This is a genomic window from Azospirillum brasilense (genome assembly GCF_022023855.1).
In the GTDB taxonomy this organism is placed as follows: domain Bacteria; phylum Pseudomonadota; class Alphaproteobacteria; order Azospirillales; family Azospirillaceae; genus Azospirillum; species Azospirillum brasilense_F.
The window spans coordinates 200,812-213,670 of the sequence record NZ_CP059453.1 but is presented as its reverse complement, the minus strand read 5'-3'; the positions used below and the strand labels follow the sequence as shown (position 1 = coordinate 213,670).

General features: G+C 68.9%; 9 protein-coding genes. 2 read left to right on the top strand and 7 right to left on the bottom strand.

What is annotated here, in order from left to right:
• Positions 1–45 precede the first annotated feature (45 nt).
• From H1Q64_RS30685 to glf, 4 genes are all read right to left on the bottom strand, one after another.
• Positions 46–3,000 (bottom strand): PAS domain-containing protein, encoded by a 2,955-nt coding sequence (locus H1Q64_RS30685; RefSeq protein ID WP_237908102.1) that lies wholly within the window; start codon positions 2,998–3,000, stop codon positions 46–48.
• Between the two features lie 220 nt (positions 3,001–3,220).
• A complete protein-coding gene (locus H1Q64_RS30680) occupies positions 3,221–4,987 on the bottom strand; it encodes an ABC transporter ATP-binding protein (RefSeq protein ID WP_237908101.1) in 1,767 nt (588 codons plus the stop codon).
• A complete protein-coding gene (locus H1Q64_RS30675) occupies positions 4,984–6,132 on the bottom strand; it encodes a beta-galactosidase (RefSeq protein ID WP_237908100.1) in 1,149 nt (382 codons plus the stop codon). The genes H1Q64_RS30680 and H1Q64_RS30675 overlap by 4 nt, the downstream gene beginning before the upstream one ends.
• 150 nt (positions 6,133–6,282) lie before the next feature.
• Positions 6,283–8,598, bottom strand: coding sequence for a UDP-galactopyranose mutase (gene glf / locus H1Q64_RS30670; protein WP_330874663.1), 2,316 nt, complete (start codon positions 8,596–8,598; stop codon positions 6,283–6,285).
• A gap of 430 nt (positions 8,599–9,028) precedes the next feature.
• Here glf and H1Q64_RS30665 point away from each other — a divergent pair, with 430 nt between their 5' ends.
• Complete coding sequence (locus H1Q64_RS30665) at positions 9,029–9,568, top strand: ribbon-helix-helix domain-containing protein (RefSeq protein ID WP_237908098.1); 540 nt, start codon at positions 9,029–9,031, stop codon at positions 9,566–9,568.
• A gap of 84 nt (positions 9,569–9,652) precedes the next feature.
• Here the strand turns inward: H1Q64_RS30665 and H1Q64_RS30660 are convergent, their stop codons facing one another.
• The 3 genes from H1Q64_RS30660 to H1Q64_RS30650 are packed head-to-tail and all read right to left on the bottom strand — an operon-like array spanning position 9,653 to position 12,268.
• Positions 9,653–11,224 (bottom strand): GMC family oxidoreductase, encoded by a 1,572-nt coding sequence (locus H1Q64_RS30660; RefSeq protein ID WP_237908097.1) that lies wholly within the window; start codon positions 11,222–11,224, stop codon positions 9,653–9,655.
• Between the two features lie 28 nt (positions 11,225–11,252).
• Entirely contained in the window at positions 11,253–11,819 is a 567-nt protein-coding gene (locus H1Q64_RS30655; RefSeq protein ID WP_330874662.1) for a Twin-arginine translocation pathway signal, read from the bottom strand.
• Positions 11,820–11,872: 53 nt separating this feature from the next.
• Positions 11,873–12,268: a VOC family protein gene (locus H1Q64_RS30650; protein WP_014200037.1), complete on the bottom strand. Its 396-nt coding sequence runs from the start codon at positions 12,266–12,268 to the stop codon at positions 11,873–11,875.
• A 191-nt stretch (positions 12,269–12,459) separates the two neighbouring features.
• Between H1Q64_RS30650 and H1Q64_RS30645 the strand changes: the two genes are divergently transcribed.
• Positions 12,460–12,855 (top strand): hypothetical protein, encoded by a 396-nt coding sequence (locus H1Q64_RS30645; RefSeq protein ID WP_237908096.1) that lies wholly within the window; start codon positions 12,460–12,462, stop codon positions 12,853–12,855.
• Positions 12,856–12,859 lie beyond the last annotated feature (4 nt).

Sequence of the window (12,859 nt, the reverse complement as noted above, 5' to 3'; positions counted from 1 at the left end):
GGCTCCGCCTTTTTTATTCCCCAGCCCTCTTATTCCCCGGCCCTTTTATTCCTCGTTTTGGCCCATCAGGATCGCGTCGATTCGCCCGACCAGTTCGTCGATCCGATAGGGCTTCGCCAGCACCGGGATGCCGGTGGCGCGGGCGATGTCCTCGCTGTAGCCGGTCGCCAGGATGACCGGCAGGCTGGGTCGCCGCTCGCGGGCTTCGCGGGCTAGGTCGATGCCGCTCATCCCACCGGGCATCACCACGTCGCTCAGCAGCACGTCGACCCCGTCGTCCGACAGGTGGGGCAGCGCTTCCTCCGCAGTGGCTGCGGAGAGCACGGCGAACCCGGCGTCCTCCAGCGCCGTGCTGACGGTCATGGCGACGATGGGATCGTCCTCCACCACGAGGACGCGGCCATGGCGCCGCGCGCCAACCGACGGCGGCACGATGGCGGCGGGCAGGGCGGGCTCCACCGCCGGAGTCACGGCGGAGCGGCGGAGCAGAAGATGCACCGTCGTGCCGCGGTCCGGCGCGCTGTCGATCCAGGCGGTGCCGCCGGCTTGCCGGGCGAGGCCGTAGACCTGGGCCAGCCCCAGCCCCGTCCCCTTACCGAGGTCCTTCGTCGTGAAGAACGGCTCGAAGGCGCGGGCTGCCACCGCGGCGGGCATGCCGCAGCCGGTGTCCGACATGGACAGGTGCAGGAATTCGCCCTCCACCCCCCGCGGATCGCCCGGAGGAAACACCGTGTTGACCGCCTCCACCGTCAGCCGCCCGCCCGACGGCATGGCGTCGCGCGCGTTGACGGCGAGGTTGATGACCGCCAGCTCGAACTGGGTCGGGTCCACCTCGACGTGCCAGAGATCGTCGCCAAGGCGGAGATCCAGCGCGATGTCGGCGCGCAGCGCCCGTTCCAGCAGGGCCGACATGGCGAGCATCCGGTCACGCACGCCGATGGATTCCGGGCGCAGGCTGTCGCGCCGGGCGAAGGCCATGAGCTGCTGCACCAGTTTGGCCCCGCGCCCCACCGCCTGCTGCCCGGCGTCGATCAGGGCGTGGACCTGCGGCTCCTCCGTGCGGCGCCCGATCATCGACAGGCATCCTTCCAGCGCCTGGAGCAGATTGTTGAAGTCGTGAGCCACGCCGCCGGTCAACTGGCCGACCGCCTCCATCTTCTGGGCTTGGCGAAGCTGCTCCTCGGTCTGCCGCAGGGCGGCGTCGGCCTCCTTCTGGGCGGTGATGTCGCGGCCCACGGCGTGGATGAAGCGGTCGTCCGGCACGGCGACCCAGGACAGCCAGAGATAACGCCCGTCCTTGTGGCGGTAGCGGTTCTCGAAGCGCGGCGTGATGTGCCCGGCGCCCAGCCGTGCCGCTTCGGCCCGCGTGCGCTCCAGATCGTCCGGATGCACGAAGTCCAAGAAGTTGCGCGTCGCCAGCTCCCCCTCCGACCAGCCCAGCAGGCTGGTCCAGGCCGGGTTCACCGCGCTGATGGCGCCGTCGAAGCGCGCCACCAGCATGACATCGGTGGACAGGCGCCACATGCGGTCGCGGTCGGCGGTGCGTTCGGCGACGCGCTGCTCCAGCGTGGCGTTCAGGTCGCGCAGCGCGTCCTCGGCCCGCTTGGCCTCGGTAACGTCGCTGCCTTCGCAGAAGATCCCGGTCACCCGCCCGTCGGCGTCCTTGATCGGCTGGTAGATGAAGGTGATGAAGCGTACCTCGACGGGCGCGCCGGGTTGGCGGACGACCCGCACCGGCAGGGCGTGCCCGACGAAGGGCTTCCCGCTGTCGTAGACGCGGCCCAGCAGCTCGAAGAAGCCCTGCCCGGCGACCTCCGGCATGGCCTCGTGCACCGGCTTGCCGATCAGGGGGCGGTCGCCGACCAGTTGCCGGTAGGAGTCGTTGGCCAGTTCGAACACATGGTCCGGGCCGCGCAGCACACACATGAAGTTGGGCGCCTGCCGGAACAGGGTGCGCATCTGCTCCCCCTCCGCGGCCAGCCGGGCGTTGGCGCGGCGCAGCGATTCCTCTGCCTGGGCGCGCTCCAGCGCCGACCATGTGCGCTCCGCCACCTCCTCGACCAGCCGGACCTCGTCCGGGTGCCAGCGCCGGGGCTTCCGGTCGTGGACGTAGAGGGCGGCGACCATTCGCCCGTTCTTGACCAGGCTAGCGGTGACGGCGGAGGCGATGTTCAGCGCCGCAAAGGCGGCTTGGCGGTCCGGCGCGGCGAAGCGCGGGTCCGTTGCTGTGTCGTGGATGGTCAGCGTCCCGCCGCCGCGCAGCGTGTCCAGAAGTTCCGGTCCGAAGCTCAGCAGGTCATGGGTGCCGGCCTGATGATCGACGCTGCCATCGGTCCAGTTCCGCTCCGTCGTGAAAAAGCGCGCGGTCTCGTCCATCACGCCGTAACCGACGCGGCTGGCTCCCAGGTGGCGACCCAGGGCTTCCGCCGCCGCCGCCGCCACCGCGAAGGGGTCGGAGAGCTGGCGCAGCCGGGCCTCCAGCTTCAGGTGGAAGTCGGTGCGCCGAGTGGCGAGCACTTGCCCGGTCGTCTCGATGGCGGCGCAGAACATGCCGGGGATGCGCCCGTCCTCGCCGCGCACCGGGGTGTAGGAGAAGGTGAACCAGGCATCCTCGCGGAACCCCCGGCGCTCCATCGGGATCAGCAGATCCTCGTACCAGGACGCCTCGCCGGCCAGCGTGCGGTCGACCAGCGGCTTGATCTGGTGCCAGATGTCCCACCACACCTCGGCGAAGGGGCGGCCGAGCGCCTCCGGGTGCTTGGCCCCGAAGATCGGCACATAGCCGTCGTTGTAGAGGAAGGCCAACTCGGGCCCCCAGGCCACGAACATCGCCTGTCGGGAGGAGAGGACGACGCTGACGATGGTGCGCAGGCTCTGCGGCCAGCCCTCCGGCGGGCCGAGCGCCGTGGATGCCCAGTCGTGGGAGCGCATCCGCTCTCCCATTTCGCCCCCGCCGGACAGGAAATCCAAGTTGCCGCCAATCACCGGCAGGTCGGTCATACGCCGGCTCCGTGACTTTTACGCGGAATTCGGGTGGTTGCTTTGGGGATGCTATCGTCGGTCGTGGCTTTCATCGAGCTTTCGGGCCGAAGCGAAGTTGCGTCTGGTGTCTTAACACATGACGCCCGGAAAGATAGCCCGTCGAAGGGCGGTCTTCCCTAACCGTTCCGGCTGATGCGACCTCCGCGCCACGGTGCGGAGGCCGCCGGGTAGGCTCCGGCTACTCCGCCGCGAAGCCCTGTGCCTGAAGTTGCCAGAGAGAGTTGAACAGCCCGCCGCGCCGCCGCAGCTCCGTGGGGTGGCCGTCCTCGGCGATGCGGCCGTCCATCAGAACCAGCACGCGATCGAAGGCCGACACGGTGGACAGGCGGTGGGCCACCGCGACCACCGTCCGCCCCTGGGCCAGATCGGCCAGCGCCGCCTGGATCTCCTGCTCCGACTGGGTGTCGAGCGCGGAGGTCGCCTCGTCGAGGATCAGGATCGGCGCGTTCTTCAGGAAGGCGCGGGCGATGCCTAGCCGCTGCCGCTGCCCGCCCGACAGCCGCACGCCGCGTTCGCCGACCAGCGTGCCGTAGCCCTCCGGCAACTGCCGGATGAAGCCGTCGCAGAAGGCGTGGCGGGCGGCCTCGAACACCTCCTCGTCGCTGGCGTCGGGGCGGCCGTAGCGGATGTTCTCCAGGATCGGGCGGTGGAACAGAGCGATGTCCTGGGGCACCACGGCGATCTTGGCGCGCAGGTCGTCCTGGGCGAGCGCGGTCAGCGGCTGCCCGTCGATGAGGATGTCGCCGCGCTGCACGTCGTCCAGCCGCTGGATCAGGCTGATGATGGTGGACTTGCCGGCTCCCGACGGCCCGACCAGCCCGACCTTCTGCCCGGCCGGGATGGTCAGGCTGAAATCCTCCAGCACCTTGCGCCCTTCGGGATAGCGGTAGGAGACCCGCTCGAACGCGATGGCACCGCCGCCGGGCGTGGCGGGCTGCGCCGGCACGGGGTCGAGCACGTCGTGCGGGCGGGCGATCACCCGCAGGCTCTCGTCGATGGCACTGACCTGCTGGGTCGCGGTGACCAGCGCGAAGGCGAGGTCGCGGGAGCCATGCAGGATGCGGAAGGTCAGGGCGCTGACGATCACCACGTCGCCGGTCGTGATTGTCCCGTCCCGCCACAGCAGCAGCGCCCACAGCAGCATAGACCCGGCCATCACCCACAGGCAGACGTCATGGACGACGCGGGTCTTCTCCAGATGCATCCAACTGCGGCGGTGCGCCCCGGCCTCGACCGTGAAGGCCTGCCGCAGGCGCTCGCGCTCCCGCCCTCGGGCGGAGAAGGCCTTCACCGTCCAGACGTTGGACACGACATCAACCAACTCGCCGTTGGTGCGGGCGGACTGTTCGGCGAAGGCGTGGTGCACCGTCCGCCCGCGCAGCCCCAGCCCGACGATGGCGACGGCGACCACCACGGCGAACATCACCAGCGCCGCCGCCATGCCCCAATGGATGGTCAGCAGCACCAGCACCGCCCCCAGAAAATCGGTGACCGGCGGGACGATGCTCCAGGTCAGGGTGCGGAAGATGGTGGTGGCGGCGTTCTCGGTGGCGGCGATGCGGTTGCCCAGCGACCCGGCCAGATGCGTCGAGAAGTAGCGCATCGAATGGCCGGTCAGGTGCCGGAACAGGTCCAGCCGCATGTCGACGCCGGTCGCCAGCACGGTCCGGCAGCCGAGCCAGCCGCCCAGCCGCCACAGCACGTTTTCCGCCGCGATGAAGCCCAGGAACAGGCCGAGCGGAGTCCACACGTCCGCCGCCGCCCGGTCGGGGGAGGCCATGGCATCGATCAGCAGCTTCATCCCGTACTGCACGGCGACCGCGCAGCCCGCCGCCGCCACGATCACCGAGAACAGCCCGCCGAACGACCAGGGCCGCCGCCGGATGTAGCGCAGCAGGAAGCGGCCGGGACGGTTCGGGATGGTGTCCTTGCTCGAACCGCTCATTGAGCCGCCTGATACTGCGGCTGGCCGAGCAGCGCGCCGACGCGGGCCTGCGCGCGCTCCAGGGCGGCGGCCAGCGGTTGGTGGAGGCAACGCCCGCCATCCTCGTCGCACAGGCCGTAGAGGCCGGTCTCGCAATGGCGGTCGTTGGCCCAGCCGGGATAGTCGAGGATCGGGTAGAGGCAGACGCCCTCCACCGGCACATCGGCCTTCAAGGCCGCGATCACCTCCCCCGTCACATAGTCGAGCCAGGGCACGCGGGCGTCTCCCTCGGCCCCGGTCTCGGCCACCAGGACCGGGCGGCCGTAACGCCGGTGCACCTCAGCCAGGATGTCGGCGAAGGGGCGGTAGCGCGGGTCGTCGCGTCCGATGGTGCCGCCCTTCAGGAACCACTGGTTGTCGGAGTAGTAGTTGACCCCGATCACGTCCAGATACTCCGGCTTGCCGCCCAGCCCCGGCCAGGCGTAGCCACCGATCATGTCCCACGCCTCGTATTGAGCCAGCCTGGCCTCCTCCGCAGCTCCGGCGTCGCCCTTGCGGTCGGGGCGTGGCAGCACATTGATGACCGGATCGACCTGGACAATGCGGGCGCGCGGGTCGGTGGCGCGGATCGCGTCGATGGCCGCGATGCTGGCGCGGACGAGCTGGTGCTTGAGTTCGGCCCCGCGGCGCTCGGCCATGGGGTTGAAGCGCTTCATGTCGCCGCCGGCCCAGGCCCAGTAGGAGATTTCATTGACCGGGCAATAGGCGGGCGCCTCCACGCCCTCGTCGCGGAGCAGGGCCGCGGTGGCCGCGGCGAAGCGGGCGAAACGCTCCACGAAGCCGGGACGCCAGATGTCGATGTCGTCCGGCCAGCCGTAATGGCAGAGATCCCAGATCACTTGGACCCCGGCCTCCCGCGCCGCGCGGACCATGGGCAGCAGGCTGGACCAGTCGTAGTGGCCCGGCGTGGTCTCGATGAGGTGCCAGCGCACGCCGTCGCGCACGCTGCGCAGGCCGTGGGCGGCCATGCGCCGGTAGTCCTCGGCGGCCAGCCGGTCGTGGCCGGTCGCCGCGAGCAGGTCGAGCCGGCGCCCGTCGTGCCGCCGGTGCGTCGAGCATTCGAAGCCGCCGAGGAAGACGCTGTCGAACAGGGTGGGGGTGTGCATGGGGGGCTCTGTGTTTTTTGGGGCGTTCCGGGTGTGCGGAGTCTTGCCCCCTCCCTAACCCTCCCCCGCTTCGCAGGGGAGGGGATAAGAAAGCGCCCTCCCCCGCTCAGCGGGGGAAAAAGGGTGGGGGCAAGAGTGCGCGCGCTCCTCCTAATCCCCCATCCCCGCGACCCGCACCTCCCGCTCCGCGCCCAGCGAGCCGAAGGCCCGCGCGGCGGCGGCGAGACCGCGGCTCTGCTGCTCCTCCTTCTCCAGGCGGGCGTAGACCGCCAGCGCCTGCGCCACCACCTGATCCATGTTGTAGTAGCGGTAGGTGCCGAGCCGGCCCAGGAAGATCACGTCCGGCGTGCCGTCGGCCAGCGCCTGGTACTTGCGGAACAGCTCCTGGTTCTCCGGGCGGGGGATCGGGTAGTAGGGATCGCCCTGTGCGGAGGGGTACTCGTAGGTGATGCTGGTCTTCGGGTGGCTTTGTCCGGTCAGATGCTTGTACTCGGTGACGCGGGTGTAGGGCACCGCCTCCGACGGCTCGTTCACCACGGCGACGGGCTGGAACCACTCCCGGTCGACCGTCTCGTGCCGGAAGGTCAGGGAGCGGTAGGGCAGCTTGCCGAAGCGGTGCCCGAAATACTCGTCGATCGGGCCGGTGAAGACGATGCGGTCGTAGGCGATCTCGTCGCGCACGTCGTCGAAATCGGTGTTCAGCATCACCTTGATGTTCGGGTGGTCGAGCATGCTCTCGAACATGCGCGTGTAGCCGTTCAGCGGCATCGCCTGGAAGCTGTCGCCGAAATAGCGGTCGTCGTCGTTGGTCCGCGTCGGCACGCGGGCGGTCACCGCCTTGTCGAGCTGCGACGGGTCGAGGCCCCATTGCTTGCGGGTGTAGCCGCGGAAGAACTTCTCGTACAGCTCCCGCCCGACCGCGCCGACCACCACGTCCTCCGAGGTGCGGACGTCGGCCACCGGCTCCGCCCGGCTCTTCAGGAACTCCGCCACGCCGGCCTCGTCGAGGTCCAGCCCGTACAGTTGGTTGACCGTCGTCCGGTTGATCGGGATCGGGACGAGCCTCTCGTCCACCCGCGCCAGGACGCGGTGCTCGTAGGGGCGCCACTTGGTGAAGCGCGACAGGTAGTCGGCGACCGGCTTGGCATTGGTGTGGAAGATGTGCGGGCCGTAGCGGTGGATCAGCACGCCCGCGTCGTCGTAGTGATCGTAGGCGTTGCCGCCGATGTGCGGGCGCCGGTCGATCAGCAGGACGCGCTTGTTCAGCCCCGTCGCCAGACGTTCCGCCAGCACGCTGCCGGCGAAGCCCGCCCCGACGATCAGATAGTCGAAGCCGGAGCGGCGGCCGGCGGCGCGCCCGTTGACGTGCCTGACCGGGTGAGTGGCCGGATGGATCGCCGGTGCCGGGCGGTGGGCCGGCGGTGCGGCGCGTCCGCGCTGGCGGGCCTGTTCCATCAGCGTCTTCATGCGGCCCTGCGTCTTGTCCCAGGACATGTCGCGCAGGACGTGGTCGGCGGTGGCGCGCAGCCGCTCCGGATCGGCGGAGTCGGCCAGGGCGGCCGCGACGGCGGCGACGAAATCCTCCGGTGCGTCGGCGATGCGCACGACGCCGCTGTCGCCATAGCCGCGCACCACGTCGGTGATCGAGGTGGAGACGACCGGGCGCCCGGCGGCCAGATATTCCGGCGTCTTCGTCGGGCTGATGAAGCGGGTGGACTCGTTGCGCGCGAAGGGCATCAGGGCAACGTCCCAGCTCGCCAGATAATGCGGCAGGTCGTCGTAGCTCTTCGGGCCGAGATAGTGGATGTTCGGGCGGCGGGGCAGGTCGGCCGGGTCGATCTTCACCACCGGGCCGACCAGGACGAATTGCCAGTCGGGCCGGGCCGCGGCGGCGGCGTCCAGCAGGGCGATGTCCAGCCGCTCGTCGATGACGCCGTAGAAGCCCAGCCGCGGGTGCGGGATGGCCGCCTGATCGGCGGGCTCCTCGACGATGCCGCGGGCGGCGGCGAAATGGGCGACGTCGACGCTGCTGGGGAAGGCGTGGGCGTTGGGGTGCAGGGTGCGCTTGGCCTCGTAGAGACTGACGCCGCCGGTGAACACCACGTCGGCCCGCGCCATCAGCTGCCGCTCGCGCTCGACCAGCTCCGGCGGGGCGCCGTGGAAGGCCGACAGCTCGTCCATGCAGTCGTAGACCACCAGCGCCCCGCGCAGATGGCCGGACAGGCCGAGGCTCATCGGCGTGTAGTACCAGAGGATCGGGTCGGTCACCCCCTCCTCGGCCAGATAGCGGTCGAGCAGCTGGCGCTGGGCGGTGACGGCCGCCTCGCCGTCCATGCCGGCGGGCAGGCGGGGCACCAGGACGAGGACGCCCTCATCCTCGCGCACGTCCAGCCAGGGCTCGGGCGTATCGTTGTGGATCGGCTCCTCGACGAACAGCACGCGGTGGTCGCGCGCAAATCGCGACATAAGATGTTGTGGCCGCTGGTAAACGAAGCTCCAGCGCAGGTGCGAAAAGCAGATCAGGGTCTGCGAGGGCGGGGTGGTGATCTCAGAGTGTGGAGAGTCGGCGGTCGGACGTGTTCTTTTTCGGTTTCTGCCGATTGGGAACTGGTGTTGGCCGGCCCAACTCATGTGTCCATCCTCTCATCAATGACGTGTCATCGGATTGCCGCCGGGGAATTCGCCACGAATACAGTGGATTTTTGCGGCGCAGCGGAGTGACGTCGAAAACCGGAAACCAATAACGGGGTCGGCGGGGGTGGGTTCCGTGACAGAAATGCGTTGCGGAAAACGGTTCCCCATATTTTCAACGCTCGTTCTTTTGCGCCGGGTTGGCTGAGGTAAGCGCATATTTCAGCGGGCGGGGGTGGTATCCGGGGAAGACTGCGCGTCTCCAGTGTTTTTCGATGCGCGCGGATTTGGTGATGTTTTTCCCTCTTCACTCGACCTGAGCGGGTTCCGTCTTGCGGAAATTAATGCGCATTACGGATTTTCCGTTCATAGTGCATTCAAGGAGTCGGGGAAGTTTGGAAGGAGACGAGGGATGTGCCGAATTTTTGCCGGTCAGGACCCGGAGCGCTTCCGCATGGTAACCCGGCGGGTCCGCCTCAGCGGTCATTCGACGAGTGTCTGTCTGGAAGCGGCCTTCTGGGGCGCACTGGAGGAAATCGCGGCGATGCAGGGCGTTTCGCTGGGGCGCTTCTTGTCAAAGTTGCACGACGAAGTCTTGGCCCGCGGGGTGGAGCGGCGCAATTTTGCCGGCCTTCTGCGCTGCGCCTGTCTGACATACGCCCAGGAAGTGAAGGGCCACCGCCCCTGCGTGGAAGAACTGGAGCGAGAGGCGCGCACCGATTTCGCCGCGGTGGCCGCCGCCGTCCTTCCGGCGGGAATTCCGGCCTCTTTCACCGCCCCGGAAAAAGAACGCGAGACGGCCTGAGCGCAAAAGAGTGCCCCCCTCCTCCGTCCGGAAGAGAGGGGCTGTAATCCGCGGAGCATCCCGAATAATGGGACAGAGCAGCGATCAGATCGCGTTCTTGGCCATTTGGCCGGCGATGTAGTCGGCTTGCCGCAGCGCCAGCGCGACGATGGTCAGGGTGGGATTTTCGGCCCCGCCCGTGGTGAACTGCGAGCCGTCGGAGACGAACAGGTTCGCCACATCGTGGGTCTGGCCCCACTTGTTTACCACGCCGTCGCTTGCCTTCCCGCTCATCCGGTTGGTGCCCAGATTGTGGGTGGACGGGTAGGGCGGCGTCGGGAAGCTGCGGGTCGCCCCCACCGATTCATACAGCGCCATGCCCTGCCGGTAGGCGTGCTGGCGCATGGCGACGTCGTTGGGGTGGTCGTCGAAATGGACGTTGGGGACGGGCATCCCGAACTTGTCCTTCTTGTCGGCGTGCAGGGTGATGCGGTTGCTTTCCTGCGGCATGTCCTCGCCGACCAGCCACATGCCGGCCATGTGGTCGTAGCCGTCGAGCGCCGAGGTGAATTCCCGCCCCCAGGCGCCGGGGTCGAGGAAGGCGGCCATAAAGGGCAGGCCGAGCGACAGGGTCTCGATCTCGTAGCCACCGACGAAGCCGCGGTCGGGCTTGTTCTTCGCCTCGTCGCGGATGATGCCGGCCATGGTGGTGCCGCGGTGCATGCGCACCGGCTTCTCGAACACGCCGTAGACCGAGCCTGTCATGTGCCGCATGTAGTTCCGCCCCACCTGTCCGGAGGAGTTGGCGAGACCGTCCGGGAACAGGGAGGACGCGGAATTCAGCAGCAGCCGGGGACTTTCGATGGAGTTGCCGGCCACCGCGACGATGCGGGCCTTCTGGCGCTGGATCGCCCCGTCCTTGTCGGCGTAGACGACGCCGGTCACCTTGCCCTTGGCGTCATGCTCGATCTTCAGCACCTGGGCGTTGGCGCGGACCTCCAGCTTGCCGGTCTCCTCGCCCTTGGGAATCTCGGCGATCAGGGTCGACCATTTCGCTCCGGACTTGCAGCCCTGGAAGCAGAAGCCGATCTGCTGGCAGCTCCCGCGCCCGTCGCGGGGCGCCGAGTTGATGGCCATGTTGCCGGTGTGGCACTCCGTGTAGCCCATCTTGTCGGCGCCGGCCTTCAGAACCTTGAAGTTGTTGTTGCCGGGCAGGCCGGGGATGCCGTTGGTGCGGGTGACGCCCATGCGGTCCTCGGCCTTGGCGTACCAGGGCTCCAGCTCCTCCAGCGTGATCGGCCAGTCCAGCAGGTTGGCGCCGGCGACCTCGCCGTAGGCGGTCCGCGTCTTGAACTCGTGCGGCTGGAAGCGCAGCGCCGCACCCGCCCAATGCACGGTGGAGCCGCCGACCGCCTTGACGATCCAGGCCGGCAGGCCGGGGAAATCCCGCGACACCCGCCAGCTTCCCGAGGTGGTGCGCGGGTCGAGCCAGGAGATCTGGGCGAAGCTGGCCCATTCGTCGTTCTGGAAATCCTCCATGTTGTGGCGGCCGCCGGCTTCCAGGATCACCGTCTTGATGCCCTTCAGCGCCAGTTGGGTGCCCAGCGTGCCGCCGCCGGCCCCGGAGCCCACGATCACCACGACGCTGTCGTCGTTCAGGTCGAATTTCGCTGCCATGGCTGAAACATCCTTCCTGGGACGGTGGTCAGAGCCACTCGATGTCGTTGAATCCGCGGTCGATGTAGCCGCCCTTGGCCGCGCTCTCGCCCTCGTAGCCGAAGAGCGGCCAGACCTCCTGGTTGTTGTAGATCCCGGTGACCAGCCCGCCGCGCACCGTCTGGAAGAAGGGATCGGCCTCGATCTCGTGCAGCAGCCGGACCCGGTCGGCCTCCCAGCCGACCTCCGCGTAGGGCGCGTCGTGCTTGGCCTTGGCCAGCCGGTCGAGCTTCGCCATGCCGGACTCGTACAGCTCCTTGAGCGCGGCGTCGGCGGCCGCCTTCTCGTCCTGCGCCTTCATGGCGACGGCGTAGAAGCGGTCGGCCAGCCGGTCGTGCGGGTAGATGTCCCGCGACACCCGGATCAGCGAGCGCATGGTGTCGGGCGCCAGCGCCTTGGTCTCATACCCCCAGGCCTCGCGCGGGCAGAGGATCGCCCCGCCCGACACCAGGATGGCCGTCGCCGCCGCGGCGGTGGCCGAGGCCGCCAGGAAGGCGCGCCGGTGCATGGTGGGGTTCGGGACGGGTTTTGCTGTTGTGCTCGTCGGAGAACGCATGGCTTCCTCCCAAGACCGATTATGATTTTTGCTTCGAGGGGGCCGCGCCTGTGTCAGCGGTAGCGGCCGTGGCGCTGCAGGACCTCGATCTTGTAGCCGTCGGGGTCCTGGACGAAGAAGAAGCGGGCCATCAGCGCGCCGTCCCGCGCGAACTCCTTGATCGGGTTGGGGCCGTAGCCGAGCGCGGTGAAGCGCCGGTGTTCCCCGTCCAGATCCTCGACGCAGACGGCCAGATGGCCGTAGCCGTCGCCGTGGGCGTAGGGTTCGCTGCGGCCGTGGTTGATGGTCAGCTCGATCTCGAAGTCGTTTTCGGCGTTGCGCAGATAGACCAGGGTGAAGCCGTCGAAGGCGTAGCGGTCGGCGCATTCCAGGCCGAACGCGCGGGCGTAGAAATCCCGCGACCGTTCCTCGTCGAGGACTCGGATCATCATGTGGATGGCCTTGGCCATGGGGCTGGCTCCGTTCCGGTTGGTGGCTCCAGCATGAATGTTAGTGAGACGGATTGTCAGCGTGGCAGTAAGTATCTACTACAGGCCCGACGCGAAGGGGGTAGCCCGGCCGGCGGCCGCTCATCCCTGCTTTCGGGACGGCGTTCCGGCCACGATGGCGTATCCTCACGGCCTGGAAAAAGGAGCTTCCCATGCGACACAGGACGTGCCGTCCCCTCGCCGCGGCGGGCCTCGCCACGCTGGTGCTTATGGCCGCACCGGTGGCCCAGGCCGCGTCGCCAGCATCGGAGGGGCGGGCGGAATGGCGTGGCTGGCTGTCCGACAGTGCGGGCGGGCTGCGCGACGGGGCGGAGCGCGCGATCATCCTCGGCGGCGCCCTGCTGTACCAGAACCGGCATACGGTGGCGGGGCTGACGCTCGGCTGTCTGACCGGCGGGGCGATGGGGGCGACGGGCGCCGTCGCTGCGGGGGCGGCGACCGGCGGGGCCGCCCTGCCGGCGACCGGCCCGGCGGCGGCGCTGGGCTGCGCCCTGGGGGCGGCGGCGGGTGGGGCGCTGGGCCGCCCGCTCGATCAGCCAATGGAGTAGCCGC

Excerpts from the sequence above, each read along its gene's own strand:
- H1Q64_RS30685 (WP_237908102.1), bottom strand. The coding sequence starts at position 3,000 with ATGACCGACCTGCCGGTGATTGGCGGCAACTTGGATTTCCTGTCCGGC.
- H1Q64_RS30680 (WP_237908101.1), bottom strand. The coding sequence starts at position 4,987 with ATGAGCGGTTCGAGCAAGGACACCATCCCGAACCGTCCCGGCCGCTTC.
- H1Q64_RS30675 (WP_237908100.1), bottom strand. The coding sequence starts at position 6,132 with ATGCACACCCCCACCCTGTTCGACAGCGTCTTCCTCGGCGGCTTCGAA.
- glf (WP_330874663.1), bottom strand. The coding sequence starts at position 8,598 with ATGTCGCGATTTGCGCGCGACCACCGCGTGCTGTTCGTCGAGGAGCCG.
- H1Q64_RS30660 (WP_237908097.1), bottom strand. The coding sequence starts at position 11,224 with ATGGCAGCGAAATTCGACCTGAACGACGACAGCGTCGTGGTGATCGTG.
- H1Q64_RS30655 (WP_330874662.1), bottom strand. The coding sequence starts at position 11,819 with ATGCGTTCTCCGACGAGCACAACAGCAAAACCCGTCCCGAACCCCACC.
- H1Q64_RS30650 (WP_014200037.1), bottom strand. The coding sequence starts at position 12,268 with ATGGCCAAGGCCATCCACATGATGATCCGAGTCCTCGACGAGGAACGG.
- H1Q64_RS30645 (WP_237908096.1), top strand. The coding sequence starts at position 12,460 with ATGCGACACAGGACGTGCCGTCCCCTCGCCGCGGCGGGCCTCGCCACG.